Source organism: Lachnospiraceae bacterium KGMB03038, from assembly GCA_007361935.1.
In the GTDB taxonomy this organism is placed as follows: domain Bacteria; phylum Bacillota; class Clostridia; order Lachnospirales; family Lachnospiraceae; genus Massilistercora.
In genome coordinates this window covers 2,587,207-2,607,648 of sequence record CP041667.1, presented here as the reverse complement: position 1 = coordinate 2,607,648, position 20,442 = coordinate 2,587,207, and the positions used below count along the sequence as shown (strand labels likewise).

At 48.1% G+C, this 20,442-nt stretch carries 19 protein-coding genes; 13 read left to right on the top strand and 6 right to left on the bottom strand.

What is annotated here, in order from left to right; all coding sequences use genetic code 11:
• Window positions 1–7 precede the first annotated feature (7 nt).
• Window positions 8–613, top strand: coding sequence for a DUF3841 domain-containing protein (locus FND36_12735; protein QDW74830.1), 606 nt, complete (start codon window positions 8–10; stop codon window positions 611–613).
• A 12-nt stretch (window positions 614–625) separates the two neighbouring features.
• On the opposite strand, the gene FND36_12730 is transcribed toward FND36_12735, so the two are convergent.
• Both FND36_12730 and FND36_12725 read right to left on the bottom strand, forming a co-directional pair.
• Window positions 626–1,663 (bottom strand): acyltransferase family protein, encoded by a 1,038-nt coding sequence (locus FND36_12730; protein ID QDW74829.1) that lies wholly within the window; start codon window positions 1,661–1,663, stop codon window positions 626–628.
• Window positions 1,664–1,815: 152 nt separating this feature from the next.
• Window positions 1,816–2,913 carry a hypothetical protein gene (locus FND36_12725; GenBank protein ID QDW74828.1) on the bottom strand — a complete coding sequence of 366 codons (1,098 nt, stop codon included), beginning with the start codon at window positions 2,911–2,913 and terminating at the stop codon, window positions 1,816–1,818.
• Window positions 2,914–3,093: 180 nt separating this feature from the next.
• On the opposite strand from FND36_12725, the gene FND36_12720 reads away from it, so the two are divergent.
• From FND36_12720 to FND36_12710, 3 genes are all read left to right on the top strand, one after another.
• Complete coding sequence (locus FND36_12720) at window positions 3,094–3,807, top strand: inosine monophosphate cyclohydrolase (GenBank protein QDW74827.1); 714 nt, start codon at window positions 3,094–3,096, stop codon at window positions 3,805–3,807.
• A 59-nt stretch (window positions 3,808–3,866) separates the two neighbouring features.
• Window positions 3,867–5,045: a phosphoribosylaminoimidazolecarboxamide formyltransferase gene (locus FND36_12715; GenBank protein QDW74826.1), complete on the top strand. Its 1,179-nt coding sequence runs from the start codon at window positions 3,867–3,869 to the stop codon at window positions 5,043–5,045.
• 171 nt (window positions 5,046–5,216) lie between these two features.
• The gene (locus FND36_12710) at window positions 5,217–6,563 is read left to right on the top strand and encodes a phosphoglucosamine mutase (GenBank protein ID QDW74825.1); all 1,347 of its coding nucleotides are present in this window, start codon (window positions 5,217–5,219) and stop codon (window positions 6,561–6,563) included.
• Between the two features lie 81 nt (window positions 6,564–6,644).
• Here FND36_12710 and FND36_12705 read toward each other — a convergent pair whose 3' ends face one another.
• On the bottom strand, window positions 6,645–7,487 hold the full coding sequence (locus FND36_12705) for a YitT family protein (protein ID QDW74824.1): 843 nt from the start codon (window positions 7,485–7,487) through the stop codon (window positions 6,645–6,647).
• A gap of 140 nt (window positions 7,488–7,627) precedes the next feature.
• Here FND36_12705 and FND36_12700 point away from each other — a divergent pair, with 140 nt between their 5' ends.
• From FND36_12700 to FND36_12685, 4 genes are all read left to right on the top strand, one after another.
• Complete coding sequence (locus FND36_12700; GenBank protein ID QDW74823.1) at window positions 7,628–8,923, top strand: phosphopyruvate hydratase; 1,296 nt, start codon at window positions 7,628–7,630, stop codon at window positions 8,921–8,923.
• A 159-nt stretch (window positions 8,924–9,082) separates the two neighbouring features.
• The gene (locus FND36_12695) at window positions 9,083–10,351 is read left to right on the top strand and encodes an amidohydrolase family protein (GenBank protein QDW74822.1); all 1,269 of its coding nucleotides are present in this window, start codon (window positions 9,083–9,085) and stop codon (window positions 10,349–10,351) included.
• 170 nt (window positions 10,352–10,521) lie between these two features.
• The gene (locus FND36_12690; GenBank protein ID QDW75631.1) at window positions 10,522–11,010 is read left to right on the top strand and encodes a cupin domain-containing protein; all 489 of its coding nucleotides are present in this window, start codon (window positions 10,522–10,524) and stop codon (window positions 11,008–11,010) included.
• Between the two features lie 145 nt (window positions 11,011–11,155).
• Window positions 11,156–11,701, top strand: coding sequence for a nitroreductase (locus FND36_12685; protein QDW74821.1), 546 nt, complete (start codon window positions 11,156–11,158; stop codon window positions 11,699–11,701).
• A gap of 140 nt (window positions 11,702–11,841) precedes the next feature.
• Here FND36_12685 and FND36_12680 read toward each other — a convergent pair whose 3' ends face one another.
• On the bottom strand, window positions 11,842–12,039 hold the full coding sequence (locus FND36_12680; protein ID QDW74820.1) for a cold shock domain-containing protein: 198 nt from the start codon (window positions 12,037–12,039) through the stop codon (window positions 11,842–11,844).
• 205 nt (window positions 12,040–12,244) lie between these two features.
• Here FND36_12680 and cysK point away from each other — a divergent pair, with 205 nt between their 5' ends.
• The 3 genes from cysK to FND36_12665 all read left to right on the top strand — a co-directional run bounded on the left by cysK (window position 12,245) and on the right by FND36_12665 (window position 16,298).
• On the top strand, window positions 12,245–13,180 hold the full coding sequence (gene cysK, locus FND36_12675) for a cysteine synthase A (protein QDW74819.1): 936 nt from the start codon (window positions 12,245–12,247) through the stop codon (window positions 13,178–13,180).
• A 21-nt stretch (window positions 13,181–13,201) separates the two neighbouring features.
• Window positions 13,202–14,827, top strand: coding sequence for a phosphoenolpyruvate--protein phosphotransferase (gene ptsP / locus FND36_12670; protein QDW74818.1), 1,626 nt, complete (start codon window positions 13,202–13,204; stop codon window positions 14,825–14,827).
• Window positions 14,828–14,918: 91 nt separating this feature from the next.
• Window positions 14,919–16,298: an NCS2 family permease gene (locus tag FND36_12665; protein ID QDW74817.1), complete on the top strand. Its 1,380-nt coding sequence runs from the start codon at window positions 14,919–14,921 to the stop codon at window positions 16,296–16,298.
• Between the two features lie 128 nt (window positions 16,299–16,426).
• On the opposite strand, the gene FND36_12660 is transcribed toward FND36_12665, so the two are convergent.
• Complete coding sequence (locus FND36_12660) at window positions 16,427–17,566, bottom strand: MFS transporter (GenBank protein QDW74816.1); 1,140 nt, start codon at window positions 17,564–17,566, stop codon at window positions 16,427–16,429.
• 179 nt (window positions 17,567–17,745) lie between these two features.
• On the opposite strand from FND36_12660, the gene FND36_12655 reads away from it, so the two are divergent.
• On the top strand, window positions 17,746–18,033 hold the full coding sequence (locus tag FND36_12655; protein QDW74815.1) for a type II toxin-antitoxin system Phd/YefM family antitoxin: 288 nt from the start codon (window positions 17,746–17,748) through the stop codon (window positions 18,031–18,033).
• Entirely contained in the window at window positions 17,996–18,307 is a 312-nt protein-coding gene (locus FND36_12650) for a type II toxin-antitoxin system RelE/ParE family toxin (GenBank protein QDW74814.1), read from the top strand. The genes FND36_12655 and FND36_12650 overlap by 38 nt, the downstream gene beginning before the upstream one ends.
• Window positions 18,308–18,360: 53 nt before the next feature.
• Here the strand turns inward: FND36_12650 and FND36_12645 are convergent, their stop codons facing one another.
• Complete coding sequence (locus FND36_12645) at window positions 18,361–20,397, bottom strand: FAD-binding protein (protein QDW74813.1); 2,037 nt, start codon at window positions 20,395–20,397, stop codon at window positions 18,361–18,363.
• Window positions 20,398–20,442 lie beyond the last annotated feature (45 nt).

The following is a 20,442-nucleotide window of genomic DNA, read 5'->3' as shown; positions in this document are numbered from 1 at the left end:
CGGAGGTATGGGAAGGATGGAGGAGAAAAAGACGGTAAAACTGTATACCAGGCAGAATGATAAAACGCTGTATCAGTTGGAGCGGGACGGGCGTCTCATTAATCAGCGGGTCTATGTGGAACTGCATTTTGGGGATATCGCGCCTCTTTTCATGGAGAGCTACGATTGGTTTACCAAAGAGGCGGCGAAACGGGTGCCAAAGCCAGGCGATGTGAAGGCGCCCCTCTGGTGCTCCATCAGCGCGGAGAACTGCCTGAAACCGATTCCTGGGACGGTGGTCTATGTGTTAGAGGTGCCGGAGGACCAGGTGATCTATTTTGACGATGTGAAATGGGATTACGTGCTGAACCGGATCTATCTTCCCAAAGACAAGGAAGACGAGCAGGCTTACCGGAAACATTTGGAAGAGATGGGGATAACCAACCGCTTTTCTTTCTTTGACGGACCTTACAAAGGAATGTATCCGGAAGAAGAGGCCAGGATCAAAGAAAGCTGGAAGCGGATCTTTGAGATTGACGATTGGACGATCTTCAATGTGTGCGGCAATCTCTGGGAGATAAAAAAAGCCTGGGTGAAGCAGATCGTCCACCCAGGGGAAAAGATTCAGGAATAAGCTGTCCAAGCTTTATACATACGTCCGGGGACGGCCCTGGAACGGACGGTCCGGGACTGGAAGCTCTTTTTTCGCTGGAAGCCGCAGGCTGGATACTTTGTTGGTAAAAGCAGTAAACAGCGGCGCGGACAGAAACAGAGTGAGAGCTATGCAGCATAGGATCAGGAGCAGCGATTCCGGGATCGTATCTATATTTTTCAGTAAAGGCGCGGACTTCAAAGAGGAGTAGATCAGTCCATGGAACAGATAGACGCCCATTGTCCGGGTACCAATATAGGACAGCGAATTTTGCTTTGCTGACATCAGCGCCAGGAAGGCGAAGGTCAGACCAAATCCGATGCCGTAACAGATCAGCCGGCAGATCATTCCTTCCGCGGTGGTTTGTCCCAGAAAATCATAGTTGTATCTGCCGTAGAATATCTTCGGCAGATAAGTTTTGTGAAGCGGATCAAAGATCAGAAAGGCGGTAAAAGCCAGAATCCCGCAGGCAGACAGAATCTGTATGGTACGATCCCGGAGTCTTTGGACCATTTCTTTCTGAAAATGGATGCCGGCCAGGAAGAAAGGATAGTACACTAGGATCCTTGGGATACTTAAGAAATTGTCCTTCATGCCGGAGCAGCCGATCAGCAGGCCGGCGGCAATGGCAAGCGCCATATGACCGGGGATCCTTTTTACGTAAGGGGTTGCCGCTCTCCATACAAATAAGGCCAGGATGTACCAGAGAGAAAACTTAGGAGAGAGAAAATCCAGCACAGTTGGCCTGTGAAGGATGAACGTGTACAAAAGGTAATAGATTACTTCATATACCAGGTAGGGAACAGCAAGTTTCCGTATCAGTTCTGTAAACGGAAGTTCTCGTTTGGAGAAATAACCGGAAATAAAGATAAATGCCGGCATATGGAAAGAAAAAATAAACCATTTCAAAGTATAAAGAAATTCATTATTTGTATAAGAAGGCTCAATAAAATGTCCGATCACTACAAGAAAGATCAGAAAGACTTTGTAGTTATCAAACAGATAATCCCGTTCTTTTTTTACAGTTTCCATAAAAACCTCTCCCAAAATGCAAAATAAGTCCGCTTTCTTCAGCTATCTTATTCTACACTTTGGGAGAGTGGTTAACAAGATAAAAACTATCTAAAAATGTAAGGAAAATTTAAAAGTTTTGTAACAAAATAGTTAAATTTCCTAAAGGCTGATTATTCCGGCATGGGCAGAATGGTCATGGCCAGGTTGGTAAAGGTGGAGTCTTCATCGCCGGCAGCCAGCATTTCCGTCATGTTCAGCGGGATCGACAAAGTTGTTTCTTCTCCATAAGCAGGAGCGGCCGCGTAGGCTTCCATGGTTTCTACCAGGTCTTTGGAGACGGCATCAATAGAGTAATAGGTGCCGTTCTCGATTTTTTGGAATGTCTCAAGGATACTGTTGTTGGGAGTGACGGTAATATCTACGGTATAGTTGTAGATACCGGACTCTTTCTTGGGAATGCCGACGGTATACTGGCATTGTTTCATGATCGCTTTTAGAGCGGCGCTGTACCGGTCATGGTAGGCGGCGCTTAAGTCCGAAGGCGGGTCAAATACGTCCGCCTCGTACCAGGCAAGGGCCTCTTCTTCCGTGCGGCCCGTATGGAGGGCAAACTGGGTCACTTCTCCTTTAAAAGAAGCATCCAGGTAGGACTTCAGGAAATCCTGGGCGTCTAAGATCTCGCAGATAGAATCGTAAGGTTTCATATATCCGGACAGAGCTTCCTGGAGAAAAGATTTCATCTGTTCATCAGAAATGGAGAAGCCGTCGTCGGTTTCCTCTACATTCAAACTTACCAGGACTTCATCCAGATATTGGGGGGAATCCTGGAGCGCTTTGCCGCTTTCCTCAAAAAGAGCGGTGGTTTCCGCAGTCAGATCCGCAGAGGCCATGGAGGCAAGATGAGCTTCCCTCGCGGCCTGTGTGGCAGCATCGATATCAATAGGCGTAAAGGTGATGTTGACGGAATACTGACCGTCAGACTGTTCATCGGCTTTTGATACTTCAAAATCCATGGTCTGGAAAGCATCCTGCAGGAAGCAAAGAGCCGGATCTCTTAATTCCTTGGGAAACTGCAGTGTGTAAAGAGAATTGCTTTCTTCGATGCCCTGATCCAGAAGCAGGGCAAAGGAAGCAGTATCCTCTTCTTTCATGGCTGTGATCCGCTCTCCTACATATTTGTCGGCGGATTCCCCGCCAAATCCGGAGCAGCCGGAAACGGCAGCCGCGAAAAGCAGACAGAAAAGTAATGAAAAGCACATTTTTTTCATAGATATTCCCCCTCTCTAGGATATGATGATCACTTGATTTTATTGTATCATCCGGGATTGGCGGGATGCAATATCTTTCAAATATGACTGGAAAAAGAACAGCGATTTATATATAATGATACCAGAGTCGAAAACCATAATGTGATCGCAATAAACCAAAATGGAAAAGGAGAGGTACATATGCAGATACGGTCGATCGAAAAGGAGTTAAGAGAGAATTCTTATCCCGGAAGAGGGATCATTCTTGGAAAGAGCCCGGATGGGAAAAAGGCGGTGGCCGCGTATTTTATCATGGGCCGCAGTGAGAACAGCAGAAACAGGATTTTTGTGGAAGACGGGGATGGGATCCGCACGCAGGCTTTTGATCCGGCGAAGCTGACAGATCCAAGCCTGATCATTTACGCGCCGGTTCGTGTCCTGGGGAATAAGACGATCGTGACCAACGGGGATCAGACAGATACCATTTATGAGGGAATGGATAAACAGATGACCTTTGAGCAGTCTCTTAGAAGCAGGGAATTTGAGCCGGACGAGCCAAATTATACGCCCAGGATCTCCGGGATCATGCATATCGAGAACGGCAGCTATAATTACGCGATGTCAATTTTGAAGAGCAATGAAGGACGGCCGGAAGGCTGCTGCAGATATACCTTTGCCTATGAGAAACCGGTCGCGGGAGAGGGACATTTCATCCACACTTATAAGGGGGACGGCAATCCCCTGCCAAGTTTTGAGGGAGAGCCGAAACGCATTGGAGTTTTGGATGACATTGAGGCGTTTACGGATCTTCTGTGGAACAGCCTGAACGAAGACAATAAAGTCTCTCTCTTCGTTCGCTATATTGATATTGCTTCCGGCGCCTGTGAGACAAAGATCGTCAACAAGAATCAGTAACGAATGGATCAAGAAGGATTTGACAGGATCAAGAAGGAAAAAGGAGTGAAAAGAATACAATGAAAGAATTAGAATTGAAATATGGCTGCAACCCCAATCAGAAACCATCCAGGATCTACATGGCAGATGGAAGCGAACTGCCGATCCAAGTGCTGAACGGAAAGCCGGGTTATATCAATTTCCTGGATGCCTTTAACGGATGGCAGTTGGTCAGCGAGTTAAAGAAAGCGACCGGACTTCCGGCGGCTACTTCTTTTAAGCACGTGTCTCCGGCAGGAGCGGCGGTGGGCCTTCCCTTAAGCGATACGCTGGCAAAGATCTACTGGGTGGATGATCTGGGAAAGCTGTCTCCCCTGGCGTGCGCCTATGCCAGAGCCAGAGGGGCGGACAGAATGTCTTCCTTCGGGGACTTTATTTCCCTGTCCGATGTCTGTGACGTAGATACGGCCAGACTGATCAAGCGGGAAGTTTCCGATGGGGTGATCGCTCCGGGATATGAGCCGGAAGCGCTGGAGATCCTGAAAGAGAAGAAGAAGGGGAACTATAATGTGATCCAGATTGACCCGGATTATCAGCCGGCGGCGCTGGAACATAAGGATGTATATGGGATCACATTTGAGCAGGGAAGAAACGAACTGAAGATCGATGATGATTTCTTCTCCCATATTGTGACAGAAGAGAAAGATCTGCCCAAGCAGGCCAAGATCGATCTGGCGATTTCTATGATCACACTGAAATACACGCAGTCCAATTCCGTATGTTTCGTCAAAGACGGACAGGCGATCGGAATCGGAGCGGGACAGCAGTCCAGGATCCACTGCACCAGACTTGCCGGATCCAAGGCAGATAACTGGTGGCTGAGACAGTCTCCCCAGGTGATGGATCTGCCGTTTGTAGATTCCATCCGGAGAGCGGATCGGGATAACGCCATTGATCTCTATATGGGAGAAGACTATATGGATGTGCTGTCAGATGACGCCTGGCCGGCTATCTTTAAGGAAAAGCCGGAAGTATTCACCAGAGAGGCAAAACGGGAGTGGCTGGACAAGCTGACAGACGTAGCGCTTGGATCCGACGCATTCTTCCCCTTTGGAGACAATATTGAGCGGGCTCACAGAAGCGGCGTAAAATATGTGGCGCAGCCGGGAGGCTCAGTGCGGGACGATAATGTGATCGAGGCATGTAATAAATATGGAATGGTGATGGCATTCACGGGAATCCGGTTGTTCCACCATTAATTTTAATTAGGGCCGGGGGATTTTTAAAAATCCCCCGGCCCAAATTGAAAAAGCCCTGTCCCAAATTGAAAAAAAGGTTGTGGAATGCCGGAAAATGGAATATAATATGTAAGGTGTAAGCGATTGTGCAAAAAAATCGGCAAATAAGACAAAAAGGAGAGACTTTGATTTATGGGAAAATATTTTGGGACAGACGGCTTCCGGGGGGAAGCGAACGAGGTTCTGACTGTAGAACATGCATTTAAAGTAGGAAGGTTTCTTGGCTGGTATTTTGGTCAGGATCACAAGGCAAAGATCGTGATCGGCAAGGATACAAGACGCAGCAGTTATATGTTTGAGGATGCGCTGTCTGCCGGACTGACCGCTTCCGGCGCCAATGCCTATCTCCTTCACGTGACGACAACGCCCAGTGTATCTTATGTGACCCGGACAGATAATTTTGACTGTGGAATCATGATTTCAGCAAGCCATAATCCGTTTTATGATAATGGGATCAAGATCATCAACGGAAAAGGCCATAAGATGGAGGCCGAGGTGGAAGAGAAGATAGAAGCGTATATTGACGGCGAAATGGGCGAGCTTCCGCTGGCAAAACGGGAGAATATCGGCCGTACCGTCGACTATGCGGCTGGACGGAACCGTTACATTGGATATCTGATCTCGCTGGCGACCCGTTCCTTTGAGGATATGCGGATCGGTTTGGACTGCGCCAACGGCAGCGCGTTTGCCATTGCTAAGAGTGTGTATGATGCCCTGGGCGCAAAAACATATGCCATCAACTGTGAGCCGGATGGAACAAATATCAATACCAACTGCGGATCTACACATATTGAAGTACTGCAGGAGTATGTGAAAGAGAAACATCTGGATGTAGGATTTGCGTTTGACGGAGACGCAGACCGGTGTATCGCTGTAGATGAAAATGGAAATGTGGTGGACGGCGACCTGATTTTGTACATCTGCGGAAAATACATGAAGGAAAATGGGCGCTTAAACGGAGATACTATCGTAACAACAATCATGTCCAATCTGGGACTTTACAAAGCCTGTGATAAAGCCGGTCTCAAATATGAGAAGACGGCAGTGGGCGACAAGTATGTGTATGAAAATATGGTGCAGAACAACTTCTCTTTGGGAGGAGAGCAGTCCGGCCATATTATTTTCAGCAAGCACGCTACTACCGGAGATGGGATTCTGACCTCTCTGATGGTGATGGAAGCGATGCTGGAGAAGAAACAGAGCCTGGCAAAACTTGCGGAGCCAGTGAAGATTTATCCGCAGCTTCTCCAGAATGTGCGTGTAGTAGATAAGAAAACCGCGCGGGAGAACCCGGAAGTCGTGAAAGCGGTAGAAGCGGTAACAGAAGCTTTGGGAGACGATGGAAGGATCTTGGTAAGAGAAAGCGGTACAGAGCCGGTTCTGCGTGTAATGGTGGAGGCTTCCACCGATGAACTTTGCGCAAAATATGTGGGCCAGGTGGTAGATGTGATCAAAGGGCAGGGATTAGAAGCGAAATAATTTTAATTGGGGCCGGGGGATTTTTAAAAATCCCCCGGCCCCGATTAAAAAAGCCCTGTCCCAAATTGAAAGGGGTTCCACTCAGATGGAGTGGAACCCTTTTCCTATGATCTCACTGGTGTTTGAGATGAGAAGAAACGCATCCGGCGCGTTTTCTTTGATATAATTCCGCAATTTTACTGCCTGAAAACGGTTGAGGACGGTTAGGACAAGATACTTCCTTTCCCCGGAAAATGCTCCTTTTGCGTCCACGATGGTAGCGCTTCTGTGCAGCTCATTTTTGATAAAGCGGCAGATAGGCTCCGGCTCTTTACAGACTACATTGAAGTATTTGGAGAGATTCAGGCTCTCGATGAAGCCATCGATCAAAAAAGAGCGGATGGAAAGCCCCAGAAATGAGTATAGTCCGGTTTCAATATCGAAAACAAAGCAGCCGGCCAGGGTAATGAGGAAATCAGTTGCCAGGAGGGATTTCCCAATATCCGCGCTGGTATATTTCTTCAGGATCATGGCAATGATGTCTGTACCGCCGCTGGAGGATCCCAGATTGAAAAGGACCGCGCTCCCCAGAGAAGGAAGAGCGATGGCAAAAGCCAGTTCCAGCATAGGCTGGTCGGTCAGAGGAGCTTCCATGGGATAAAGACGCTCCAGAAGTGAAAGGGACACGGACAGCAGGATGCTGCAGTAAGCGGTTTTGGCGGCAAACTTTTTCCCCAGGATAATAAAACCAAAGACCAGAAGGATCATATTTACCAGAAAGGTAAAGTCACTGGCCGAGATCAGGCCGCTTTTGGCGACGAGAACGGCAAGACCGGTGATGCCTCCGAAGGTAAAATTATTGGCAAATTTGAAAAAATACGTGCCGGCAGCAATGAGCAGAGTGCTTCCGGTCAGCAATAGTAAATTCTTTGATTTCAGTTTCATAAGAAATCCTCCTATGTAACGCATCCTTTGTTTCCTCCTGATTGTATCCTCCACATATGGAAAAGTCAACGAGGTCTTTCGGAAAGGAATCAGAATACCGGATTTGGTAAATAATATCTGTCATGAAGGAGGAACCAAACATGCATAAATATTTACCGATCACGGATGTATACGCAAGAGAAATTCTAGATTCCAGAGGGAATCCTACAATAGAGGTGGAAGTGCTGGCGGGGGAAACGTTCTGGGGGCGCGCCAGCGTTCCTTCCGGAGCGTCCACCGGCCAGTTTGAGGCGGTGGAGCTGCGGGATCAGGAAGAACGTTACCGGGGATTGGGAGTGCGTCTTGCGGCGGATCACGTAAATGCGAAGATCGCGCCGGAGATCATTGGCATGAATGTGTTTGAGCAGGCCGCGCTGGATGACGTTCTGCTGCGGCTGGATGGGACCCAAGACAAATCCAATCTGGGGGCCAACGCTATACTGGGAGTATCTATGGCGGCGGCCAGGTCCGCTGCCTGTGCCGCGGGAATGCCCTTATATTCCTATCTTGGAGGAACCAACGCCAAAAGGCTGCCCGTTCCGATGATGAATATTATGAACGGGGGAAAACACGCGGACAACACCATCGATATCCAGGAATTCATGATCATGCCAACAGGAGCCTGTTGTTTTCAGGAGGGGCTTCGCATGTGCGCGGAAATCTACCATGCCCTGAAAACACTGCTGAAGGAGCGGGGACTGAGTACAGCAGTGGGGGATGAGGGCGGTTTTGCGCCGGATCTGGCAGATGCAAAAGAAGTACTGCAGTATATCGTGGACGGAATCAGGAAAGCCGGGTACAAACCGGGAGAAGAGGTGAAACTTGCGCTGGATGCGGCCGCATCAGAGCTGTATGATAAAAATTTTAAGAAATACGTGTTTGAAGGAGAAAGCAAGGCCCATGGAAAGAAGGTTGTCCGTTCCGCGGAAGAAATGATCGATTATTACGAAGAACTGTCAGAAGCATTTCCTATTATATCTATAGAAGATCCGCTGGATGAGGAAGATTGGGAAGGATGGGAATTGGCGACCACCAGGCTTGGGCGGCAGATCCAATTGGTGGGAGACGATCTGTTTGTAACCAATACCAAAAGACTGCAAAAAGGGATCGAGAGGGGCGTGGGAAACGCCATCCTGGTCAAAGTCAACCAGATCGGGACATTGACGGAGGCATTTGAAGCCATTGAGACAGCGAAGAACAGCGGATATCGGACGATCGTTTCCCATCGTTCAGGAGAGACGGCGGATACCATCATCGCGGACATTGCGGTGGCATTTAACGCAGGGCAGATCAAGACGGGAGCTCCTTGCCGGTCAGAGCGGGTAGAAAAGTATAATCAACTTCTTAGAATTGAGGAAAAGCTTGGAAATATCGGGGAATATAGGAGTCCGTTTTAAATGGGGCCGGGGGATTTTTAAAAATCCCCCGGCCCCATTTAATCAAAAACTAAAAAAGTAAAATTAAATTTTATATATATAAAAAATGATTCCAAAATTTCATAAACAGGAGTATAATGATAAAAAAGTAACGTAGTTCTAAAAACGGAGGTGAAGATAATGGCAAAAAATTATTTGCTGAAATGCGGCAAACTGTTTGACGGAATCCATGATGAACTGTTTGAGGACATGGAGATTTTTGTTGAGGGCACGAAGATCGGGAAAGTGGGAAGGAATCTTCCTGTACCTGAGGGAACGGAAGAAGTTGACCTTACCGGATTAACGGTAACGCCGGGAATGATCGATGCTCATGTTCACGGGAATCTGATGCGCTGGCAGGAAATGGATACCATCCTGTATCAGTCGGAAGGATACAGCACGCTGGCTTTCTTACATACCGCGGAGCGGAGCCTGGAGCGCGGATTTACGACGATCCGCTGCAACGGCATGGGGCCGCTGGGCTATGGCATTGTGGATGTAAAAAAGGTAATCGATCGGGGACTGTTTGACGCGGCCAGAATGATCGTAGGCGCTCACATGCTGGGCGGTCCCGGAATGCCGGGAGACATGAGCATGTATGCTTGTGAGAACCAGCCGGTTTCTGATATGATCCAGATCGATACCATCGGAAGCGGCGTGGATTTCTTTATCAACCAGGTAAGAAGAGAAGTAAAATATGGAACGGATTTCATCAAGATCTTCCTGTCGGGCAGCTTCTTAAGTCCGGACGGCGGCCCGGAGATCAGCTATCTCAATGGGGATGAACTGCGCGCTATCATCGAGACGGCTCACGACCTTGGAAAACCGGTGACGGCCCATGTATATCCGCCCAGAATGATGAAAAAACTGGCGGAGTTTGGCATCGACGGCATGGAGCATGGCGCCCTGATGGACGAAGAAACAGCCCGTCTCATTGAAGATAAAGGAATTTATCTGACGCCTACCTTCTCACCGTTCCAGGACGTGATCGAGGAAAATGACGAACTGGTCAACAAGAATACGGCAGACAGCCAGATGAAACTCCGCAAATTTGCGCCTCGCTTAAGAGAGAGCAGAAAGATCATCCGGGACAGCAACATCAAGCTTGGATTTGGCTCGGACTTCTGCGCTGTTCATCAGCCATATGAGAGCTGGTATGAGTACCGCAGCTGGATGCGGTCCGGTATGGGAGCGTTCCGTACCTTGAAAGCGGCTACGGCAGTAAATGCCAAGATTCTGGGAATCGACTCCTTTACTGGAACAATCGAAGAAGGAAAAGAAGCCGATATCGCCGGATGGCACAGGGATCTTCTGAATGACTGCGATGCGCTCAAAGAGTGTGATTTTGTTATGAAGGGCGGCAAGATCCATGAAACGGACGATAAAGTAGTGGATGACTTCTATGCTTAAGAATACTTCGCAGGAAGAACCGGGGATAGATAATTCCCCGGTTTTTCTTGTCAAGAAAACACGAACCATGATAGAATATAAAAATCAGCGGAAGAAGGGAGGAAGACAGGACAGTGAATGATCTGAGCAAAATCGGGTATACCATTAAAAGTATCCGAAAATCCAGGAAAATGACGCTGAAGCAGCTATCGGAGAAAACCGGGCTGTCTGTAAGCTACTTGAGCAATCTGGAGCGAAACACCTGCAGTCCCACCCTTTTAAATATCCAAAAGATCTGCGAAGTCTTTGGCAATTCTTTGGGAGATATGCTGGAGAGGAACGCGGAAGAGAAGATCATCATCCGCGGGCAGGACCGAAAGGTTACGGTGGATGAAAGCAGTAATATCAAGCTTGAGATTGTGGATTTTGGCGAAGGAGATACTTCTTTTATGTATATGACAGTGCGGCCGGACAGTACCGGACAGGGGTTATTCTGGGAGCACGAATTTGACGAAGTTGGAACGATCGTGTCCGGGCAGATGATCATCGGCTTGGAAGAACGGGAGTTTGAATTAAAGGAAGGGGACACTATTTTTATCAAAGCTCATACCCGGCACTGTTATTATACGACTTCGAAGGAGGAGGCCTGCGTGTCCTTTTGGGCCCGTCACTGGAAATAGTGATGGACAATGAAAACACCAGGATTTGTGCATACCTGTCCTTGCAAACGACCAATAGGCGAGAGTATAATAAATAAACGTAAGGTAGAAGATCTTGGAGATAAGAAGAGTATTTTCAGGAATGTAAAATAAGGAGGCAGGAAAAATGGAATTGATCCAGATGATGCAGAATCGCAGAAGTGTAAGAAAATATACGGGAGAGCCGGTCGGTGAAGAGGCGTTAAAGAAAGTAGTCCAGGCCGGACTTCTGTCAGAATCGGGAAAAGGGCTGCGCCCTTGGGAATTTATCGTTGTACAGGATAAGGAGATGCTGCGGAAAATGGCAGACTGCAGAGCAGGAAGAGCAAAAATGCTGGACGGAGCGGATTGCGCGGTAGTCGTACTTGGAGACTCAGATAAGACCGACGTGTGGACGGAAGACTGCTCGGTAGCGATGGCCCATATGCACCTGATGGCAGACAGCCTGGGACTTGGGAGCTGCTGGCTGCAGGGACGTTTGAGAAAGGCGGAAGATGGAAGAGATACAGAAGAATTCTTAAGAGAACTTCTGGGATATCCGGCAAATTATAAGCTGGAAGCAGTGCTGGTACTTGGAATGCCGGCGGAACACGCGCCAGCCTATGACCTGGAAGCGCTCCCAATGGAGAAGGTTCATGGCGAGACCTTTGGCAAAGCGATGGAGTGGAAATAAATGTGAAACGCACAGATGGCGGATAACAGCTGTTATCCGCCATCTTCCATAATCTCATTTCATGTAGTTCTTTTAAATATCTAAATCATAAGCTGTTTTATATAAATAAAAGGTACATCCATTCTGATTAATGTGAGGGATTAAAGTTTTGTTACGTTGACTGCCTGAGGTCCCTTAGCTCCTTCAGTTACGTCGTACTCTACTTCCTGGCCTTCATCCAGAGACTTGAAGCCTTCCATGTTCAACCCTGAGTAGTGTACAAATACGTCGTTGCCGGCTTCATCGGAGATAAAGCCATAGCCTTTTTGGTTGTTGAACCATTTTACTGTACCCTTCATCGTGATACCTCCATAAAAATAAAATGTAAATAAATAAAGAAACTGTACTATCTGCCCAGATATTGGTAGATAATACGCTGTCACCTTAGCATATATTTATAAAAAAGTCAATGGATTCGACAATTGTTTTTAATATTCTCTACAATTGTAGAAAAAGGCATTTTAGGGTACAATGATAAGAAAAGAACACAGCAGGAGGACAACTATGGGAAATATTGCTCAGAAGATAGAGGAACTGGTAGGCCGCACTCCATTATTGGAGGTGTGCGGCATTGAAAAGGAAAAAGACTTAAAAGCAAAGCTTTTGGTAAAGCTGGAACTTTTTAATCCGGCAGGAAGCGTCAAAGACAGGACCGCGCTTTCTATGATCCAGGATGGGGAGGAGAACGGACTTCTTGGTCCTGGATCCGTCATCATCGAGCCGACAAGCGGAAATACGGGGATCGGTCTTGCTTCCATCGGGGCGTCCAGGGGTTACCGGGTGATCTTTACGATGCCGGAGACTATGAGTATCGAACGGCGGAAACTTTTAAAAGGATACGGGGCGGAAATCATTCTGACACCGGGAGCGAAAGGGATGAGCGGAGCCATTGAAGAGGCGGAGCGTCTGGCGGAAACCATTGAAGGAGGCGTTGTGCTGGGACAGTTTACAAACCCGGCGAATCCGGCGGTCCATTACCGTACCACCGGACCAGAGATCTGGGAGGATACGGATGGAAGGATAGATATATTCGTGGCAGGCGCCGGAACCGGCGGCACGATCACAGGAGCGGGGAAATATCTGAAAGAACAGAACCCAGATCTTCAGGTTGTTGCGGTAGAACCTGCCAAATCCCCGGTATTGTCCGGCGGCCAGCCCGGCCCTCACGGCCTTCAGGGAATTGGCGCGGGATTTGTTCCTGAAATCCTGGATACCGGGATTTATGACCAGATAGCTTTGGTAAAAGAAGAGGAAGCCTATGAAGCGGCCCGCCTGCTGGCAAGAAAAGAAGGAGTGCTGGTGGGCATCAGTTCTGGAGCCGCGCTTTCGGCAGGAATCCGTTTGGCGAAAGAAGAGGCAAATGTGGGGAAAACAATCGTAGTGCTGCTTCCTGATACGGGAGAGCGCTATCTGTCCACACCTTTGTTTAAAGAGGGGTAAACAAAAGAAAGGAAGAAGTTTATGATTACATTAACAGGAAAGAAGATCTCGGAAGGAATCGTGATCGGGAAACTGATTTTTTATAAGCGTGATATCAAAGAGATCCGGAGGATCTACGTAAAAGATGTGGAGAAGGAAGTACAGCGTTTTCAAAGAGCGAGACAGAAAGCGTCGGCAGAACTGAAGGAACTCTATGTAAGCTCCATTCAAGAAGTGGGGGAAGCGAACGCGGCGATCTTCGAGATGCAGCAAAAGATCCTGGAAGATGAAGAGTTTGCGGATAAAGTGATGAGTATTGTGGTAGAACAGAAGCTGAACGCGGAATACGCGGTACAGACCACGGCGGAAGAAATACTCAAAAACGCGGACAGTGATGAAAAAGACTATATCCAGGGGCATAGCGCGGATGTGAAAGACGTGGCCCTGCGGCTGCTGCAGATCCTTTCCAGGAGCTGGAAAGACCGGCTCCTGGCAGATGAGCCGTTTATCCTGGCGGCTTCCGAATTGTATCCAAGTGAGGCGGTACAGTTAGACAAATCCAAGATTTTAGGCTTTGTTACACGCTATGGAACGATCAATTCCCATACGGCGGTGATCGCCCGGACCATGAATATCCCCTCGGTGATCGGCCTTGGAGAAGCGCTAAAAAAAGATTATAACGGCAAGACGATCATTATTGATGGATTTGAAGGCAAAGTCTACATAGAACCGGATTACACTACATTGACGAAAATGCGCCAGCGGCAGAGCGAGAACCGGACGCAGACCCAGAATCTGGAACGGCTGAAGGGAAAGGAAAATGTTACCCAAAGCGGACAAAAGATCGATGTCTGCGCGAATATCGGAAGCAGGGAAGATATTGAAAGCGTGATCCGCAGTGACGCGGGAGGGGTGGGACTGTTTCGGAGCGAATTCCTCTATATGGAAAACGGGGGAAAGCTCCCTACGGAAGAACAGCAGTTCCAGGCCTATAAACTGGCGGCGGAATCCATGGGACGAAAGAAGGTTGTCATCCGGACCGCGGACTTGGGCGGAGATAAAACAGCAGCCAGTATCGATCTGAGCGGAGAAAAAAATCCGGCGATGGGCTGCAGGGGGATCCGGATTTCCCTGGAAAAAGAGGAAATGTTCATGACTCAATTGAGAGCTGTCTTGCGGGCAAGCCTGTATGGCAACGTGGCGATCATGTTTCCGATGATCACTTCTATTGAAGAGGTGCAGAAGGCAAAGCTTCTTCTCGGAAGAGCGGGAAAGGAACTAAAGGCAGAGAAAATTCCTTATAACGAAAAAATTGAGGTGGGAGTAATGATCGAGACCCCGGCGGCGGTCATGATCAGCGGCGAATTGGCAAGGGAAGCGGATTTTGTCAGCCTGGGGACTAACGACCTGACTCAGTTTACGTTAGGAATGGATCGGGAAAATGAGCGGATCGAAAATTATTTTAACCCCCATCATCCGGCTCTTTTGAAGATGCTCCGTATTGTGGCCAATAATGTCCATTTGGAGAATAAGAGGGTCAGTGTGTGCGGAGATATGGCCTCAGATCTGGATATGACAGAATTCTTCCTTCAGATTGGCATCGACGAGCTTTCTGTAGCGCCAAATCAGGTGCTGAGCCTGCGTAAGAAAATCAGAGAGATCCAATAAATATCGAAACAGACCCATTTACTTTACGGGTCTGTTTTGTTATTATAAAAATGTTATGTATCTAAAGATGAGATTTCTAAAGGAGGGAAACATGTTAGAAAAACTATTTAAACTGAAGGAGAACGGCACAGACGCTAAGACAGAAATCCTGGCCGGAATCACCACATTTATGACGATGGCTTATATTCTGGCGGTTAATCCAAGTATCTTAAGTGAGACGGGAATGGATCAGGGAGCTGTATTTACGGCTACGGCGGTAGCATCTCTGATCGGTACGCTGCTGATGGCTCTTTTTGCCAATTATCCGTTTGCGCTGGCTCCGGGTATGGGACTGAACGCTTACTTTGCCTATACGGTAGTGTTAGGAATGGGGTACAGTTGGCAGACAGCTCTTACCGCGGTATTTATCGAAGGAATTATCTTTATCGTGCTTTCGCTGACCAATGTGAGAGAGGCGATCTTTAACGCGATCCCTATGAATCTGAAGGCGGCGGTAAGCGTGGGTATCGGTCTTTTTATTGCTTTTATCGGTCTTCAGAACGCAAAGATCGTGATCGGAGGCTCTACGCTTCTGCAGCTCTTTTCCGTAGAAGATTATAATGCGCTGAACGGTGTGGAAGCCAGCTTCCAGGATGTGGGAATCACAGTACTTCTGGCTGTGATCGGTATTTTGATCACAGGAATCCTGGTGATCAAGAACATTAAGGGAAATATTCTGTGGGGAATCCTGATCACCTGGATTCTGGGGATCATCTGCCAGTTTGCCGGCCTGTACGTACCGAATCCGGAACTTGGATTCTACAGTCTGCTTCCAGATTTCAGCGGGGGACTGTCTATTCCAAGCTTAAGCCCGATCTTTGGCAAGATTGATTTCTCGGGAATCTTTTCTTTGGAATTCCTGGTGGTTATCTTTGCTTTCTTGTTCGTGGATATTTTTGATACACTTGGAACACTGATCGGTGTATCGACTAAGGCTGATATGCTGGATGAAAATGGGAAACTGCCCCGCATTAAAGGCGCGCTTTTGGCGGATGCGGTAGCTACAACGGCGGGAGCGGTCCTTGGTACTTCAACAGTCACTACATTTGTAGAGAGCGCTTCTGGCGTAACAGAAGGCGGAAGAACAGGACTGACTTCTATCACGACGGCGATCCTCTTTGGAGTGGCGCTGCTGTTCTCGCCTATTTTCCTGGCGATTCCTTCCTTTGCTACAGCTCCGGCTCTGGTGGTGGTTGGATTCTATATGCTGACCAATGTAGTAAATATTGATTTTAATGATGTGGCGGAAGCGATTCCATGCTATATCTGCATCATCGCTATGCCTTTCTTCTACAGCATTTCCGAAGGAATCGCGATGGGCGTGATCTCTTATGTAGTGCTGAACCTGGTAACAGGAAAGGCGAAAGGGCGGATCAGTATCTTGATGTACGTGCTGGCGGTACTGTTCGTGCTGAAGTATATTTTCCTGTAGGAAGAATGATATTGGGATAAAATATATCGCCATATTGCTATAATAAGGAACAACCGTGCCGCGTCTTGCGGACGGTTGTTCTTTTTCTTTGCGCAGTCATAACGCATTAAAAAAGGGGGATTCAAAGACTATCGCCTTTCTCCCGGCCGGATGGCAAGAAGATAGACCAGGACTGCCAATGGTACGCATACCAGGAGAGAGGGATAGAATAGTTTCAGGTCTAAATGTCCATAGAGGAGACCGCCGATGAAAGGCCCCAGGGTCATTCCCAGGTCCAGGCCGATATAATAGGTGCTGTTGGCCAGCCCCCGCCTGCCCTGCCCGGCCTGGAGAATGGCGGTGGACTGGCAGACGGAGGACATGATTCCATATCCGCCGGCCATAAAGAGAGCGGCAAAGAACATGGAAAGATTGTTTTTCATGAAAGCGAGAAACAGGATTCCGGCAAAGGCGCTGACGGAACTAAAGAGAAGAAAGAAGGGGAACGGCAGGCGGTCAAACAGGTCTTTCATACACAGGCGGAGAATGAGAAGGACCACGGCGTAAAGCGGGAAAAAGAGGCTGACGGAGACCGGAAGCTGGCGGGTCTGTGTGTAACTGACAAGAAAGGACTGGGTGGCGCAGTAGGGAATGGCGAACAGCATGATGATCGCCGCATAGGGGAGGACTTTAGGATCTGCCAGCTGTAATTTCCCAGACCTGCCAGGTTCTTTCACGCTTTGTTCAGGCTCGCCTTTATTCTGGATAAACTGGATGATCAAGAGAGTGGCCAGACAAAAAAGCAAAGCGGCGCCAAAAGAAAATCGATACCCCAGATGCTGATAGGAGACAACTCCGATGGCAGGGGCTATAGCCATGGCAAGGGCATTCATCATGCCATAGAAGCCCATGCCGGAGCCGATCTTGTCTTTGGGAAGCATATTGGACATCCAGGTGGACATACAGACAGAACAGCAGGCAAAGCCTACGCCGTTAATAAGCCGGGAAACTACAATGAGGCCGGGTTCTGACGCCGCCATATAGCCCAGGCAGGACAGAGCCATAAGTCCGGCGCCCAGAAAAGAGATCTTATATTTGCTGATCTTATCCGCCAGATTTCCTGCCAGAGGACGGCAGAAAAGAGCACATAGATTCATAAGGCCGCCGATCATTCCCATCAAGGCGGCAGAAGCGCCCACACTTTCTGAAAACCCTGTGATCAAAGGTGTTACCAGCATAGGGCTGGAGAAATAAAAGAAGCTGGCGGCAAGTATTAAGATTATATCCATAGTGTCGGTTTCCCCTTTCCCTGCATTAGATATAAGAATATCTGAGCATACACTATATTCTATTCCGGGGAAATAGGGAAGTCAAGGCTGGGGAAGGTCTGGTTTGTGTGAAAAAAGTTGTAAATATACCATAATTAGATTATAATTATGGTATATTAAATTCATAGGAGGAGATAGAAATGCCACAGATTATTCCAATCAAAGATTTAAAAAACACGGCGGAAATCTCTGAATTATGCCATAGTACAGACGAACCGGTCTATATTACAAAAAATGGATATGGGGATATGGTTATCATGAGTATTGAAAATTTTGAAGGTCTTATAAGAAGACTGCAGAGATACCAGGAGATAGAAATTTCGGAGAGACAGATCATAGAGGGGAAGGTAAAGGACGCAAAGAGCGCTCTTACGTTAATGGGGGAGAAGTATGGGATACAGTTTGGTGATCACGGAGCGGGCAGATGAACTCTTGGATGAAATTGTGTACTATTTATTATATCAGTTAAAAAATCAACAGGCAGCAGAGCATTTGTTGACAAACATTGATCGCGTGTATACCCGTTTGCAGGAAAATCCGTATCAGTTTCCGGAAAGCAGGGACAGATTTCTAAGGCAGATGAATTACAGGGAAGCTATACTGTCAGAAATGAAGTATGTGATCTTTTTTCGAATTGAAAATCGTACCGTTTATGTCGTCGGGATTTTTCATCAGTTAGAAGATTACCCCAGAAAAATGTAGATTGAACGAAAAAGTGAATCGCCAGTCTCGGCAGGCTGGCGATTCGTTTTTTCTTAAATCCGCATTCCCACACTATACCCGGAGAAGGATGTGTTCAGGATATCGCCTACGTGATCGCAGTCTCCGATAGGGATCACATCGTAGGCGAGACCGTCATAAGCGCTCTTTAAGGTTTCGTTGGGCCGGAATCCGGTAGCCAGGATGACGGTATCGCACTTCAGGAAGGTTTCTTTTCCATCGTTGTCCATTACATATACGCCTTCCTCCGTGATCTTAGTACACCTGGAATTTAAGTGGATCTTTACCCGGTCGATCTCCGGGATAGAATACAGGTCGTGATGGTCGCGGGAATACTCATGTGTCATGAAGAATTCTGTAAAGAAGACTTCATAGGGAAGTTCACTCTGCGCATCCTTCATCAGTTTGGACTCCATCTCCACCACATCGACGGAATACCCATGGGACTGAAGATAAATGGTTGTCTCGCAGCCTACCAGGCCGCCGCCTACCATGACAATCTGTTTTCCCAGTTTGTCCAGATTCTCATAGATATCGCCTGCGTGGATTACATTTGGGCCATCCGCGCCGGGAACTGGAGGGATGAACTTCTCGGCGCCTATGGCAAGAACGATGGCGTCCGGGGCTTCCAGAGAAAGAAGCTGGGGCGTTGCTTTTGTGTTCAGCAGCACCTTGATATTTGGCGCTTTGGAGACCATACGGATCAAATAATCCCGGTATCTTCCCACGTCATCTTTGAATTCCACGTGGTCTGTGAAAGAAAGCCTTCCGCCTAATTTCTCAGACTGTTCATAGAGAATGACGTCATGGCCTTTTTCTGCTAGTGATTGAGCTGCCTGCATACCGGCCGGACCGCCTCCGACAACAGCCACCTTTTTCTTGACAAAAGGCGTGGTTTCCGGCAATGGTGTATGTAAAATACGGGTAGGATTGACGGTACAGACGCTGCAGCCAGTCTGAGGCTCTGAACTATAGCGCATGCAGCGCAGACACCGTATGCAGGGCCGGATCTCATCCGCACGTCCGGATCTTGCCTTTTCCGCCCACATGTTGTCTGCTACGAAGCTGCGGGCGGAGGCAACCAAATCACAGGTTCCGTTTTTAATAAATTCTTCCGCCATCTCCGGTTCATTGATGCCGCCTACCGTCTCGATGATCATGTTCAATTTTCCATGGACCGCTTTTGCCAGAAAAGCATTGCAGCCATGTTCCATATAAGGCATGGGGAACAGGTATCCTTCACTCATATGGTTCCAGATTTTTCCTGCGGAACATTGGACGATATCGACTATGCCTTCAAACAATTTGAGAGTTTCCAGCACCTCTTCCTGTGTGATTCCTCCTGGCAGGCCTTCATTAGCGGTAAAACGCATCTGGATGATCATATCATCGCCCACTTTTTCACGAATCCGCTTCATTACCATGAGCGGGAAGCGGGCGCGGTTTTCTACGCTGCCGCCGTATTCATCGGTCCGTTTGTTTACCACCGGTGAGAAGAATTCGCTGAGCAGCCAGTTGTGGCCGGCATGTACGTTGACGATGTCAAAGCCGCCCCGTTTTCCGATCCAGGCCGCATTGGCGAAATAATCGGCTACCCGGTTCATTTCCTCTTCGTCCATCCCTTGTACTTCCACGCCATTTTCCAGAGTGGTGGTGCATGGCCCAAGGCATTTCCAGTCTCCGGCCGGAGGGCCGTAATGTCCGCCGTGGTTCAGTTCGATGGCGGCTTTTGCTCCGTAAGCGTGGATCAAATCCGTCATCATGTGCATAATGGTCAGTTGATGTTCATGGATGTCATCGCTGAAAAAGTCAAACCGTTCCCGGTTCCCGCCCAGATAGTAGCGGGGATCTACCCCAAGATGACCGGTATGCACGATGCCGACGCCGCCTTTCGCCAGGCTGGCAAAATAATGGGCGGCAGTCTCGGTAAAAGAAGAAAAACCATTGACGCCGGCACGGTACAGATTTGGTCCTCCGCTGTTGGGAGAAGATACGATCCGGTTTTTGATCTTTTGCCCCCGGATCGTGATGGGGCTGAAAAGATGTGGATAAGATTTCGTCTTTGAGTTCATAAATGAGCTCCTCCTTTCCTTGTTGGCACCATTATAAAAGCCTTG

What these genes read in the sequence shown, in the direction of transcription:
- FND36_12735 (QDW74830.1), top strand. Translation starts at nt 8, where the DNA reads ATGGGAAGGATGGAGGAGAAAAAGACGGTAAAACTGTATACCAGGCAG.
- FND36_12730 (QDW74829.1), bottom strand. Translation starts at nt 1,663, where the DNA reads ATGGAAACTGTAAAAAAAGAACGGGATTATCTGTTTGATAACTACAAA.
- FND36_12725 (QDW74828.1), bottom strand. Translation starts at nt 2,913, where the DNA reads ATGAAAAAAATGTGCTTTTCATTACTTTTCTGTCTGCTTTTCGCGGCT.
- FND36_12720 (QDW74827.1), top strand. Translation starts at nt 3,094, where the DNA reads ATGCAGATACGGTCGATCGAAAAGGAGTTAAGAGAGAATTCTTATCCC.
- FND36_12715 (QDW74826.1), top strand. Translation starts at nt 3,867, where the DNA reads ATGAAAGAATTAGAATTGAAATATGGCTGCAACCCCAATCAGAAACCA.
- FND36_12710 (QDW74825.1), top strand. Translation starts at nt 5,217, where the DNA reads ATGGGAAAATATTTTGGGACAGACGGCTTCCGGGGGGAAGCGAACGAG.
- FND36_12705 (QDW74824.1), bottom strand. Translation starts at nt 7,487, where the DNA reads ATGAAACTGAAATCAAAGAATTTACTATTGCTGACCGGAAGCACTCTG.
- FND36_12700 (QDW74823.1), top strand. Translation starts at nt 7,628, where the DNA reads ATGCATAAATATTTACCGATCACGGATGTATACGCAAGAGAAATTCTA.
- FND36_12695 (QDW74822.1), top strand. Translation starts at nt 9,083, where the DNA reads ATGGCAAAAAATTATTTGCTGAAATGCGGCAAACTGTTTGACGGAATC.
- FND36_12690 (QDW75631.1), top strand. Translation starts at nt 10,522, where the DNA reads ATGACGCTGAAGCAGCTATCGGAGAAAACCGGGCTGTCTGTAAGCTAC.
- FND36_12685 (QDW74821.1), top strand. Translation starts at nt 11,156, where the DNA reads ATGGAATTGATCCAGATGATGCAGAATCGCAGAAGTGTAAGAAAATAT.
- FND36_12680 (QDW74820.1), bottom strand. Translation starts at nt 12,039, where the DNA reads ATGAAGGGTACAGTAAAATGGTTCAACAACCAAAAAGGCTATGGCTTT.
- cysK (QDW74819.1), top strand. Translation starts at nt 12,245, where the DNA reads ATGGGAAATATTGCTCAGAAGATAGAGGAACTGGTAGGCCGCACTCCA.
- ptsP (QDW74818.1), top strand. Translation starts at nt 13,202, where the DNA reads ATGATTACATTAACAGGAAAGAAGATCTCGGAAGGAATCGTGATCGGG.
- FND36_12665 (QDW74817.1), top strand. Translation starts at nt 14,919, where the DNA reads ATGTTAGAAAAACTATTTAAACTGAAGGAGAACGGCACAGACGCTAAG.
- FND36_12660 (QDW74816.1), bottom strand. Translation starts at nt 17,566, where the DNA reads ATGGATATAATCTTAATACTTGCCGCCAGCTTCTTTTATTTCTCCAGC.
- FND36_12655 (QDW74815.1), top strand. Translation starts at nt 17,746, where the DNA reads ATGCCACAGATTATTCCAATCAAAGATTTAAAAAACACGGCGGAAATC.
- FND36_12650 (QDW74814.1), top strand. Translation starts at nt 17,996, where the DNA reads ATGGGATACAGTTTGGTGATCACGGAGCGGGCAGATGAACTCTTGGAT.
- FND36_12645 (QDW74813.1), bottom strand. Translation starts at nt 20,397, where the DNA reads ATGAACTCAAAGACGAAATCTTATCCACATCTTTTCAGCCCCATCACG.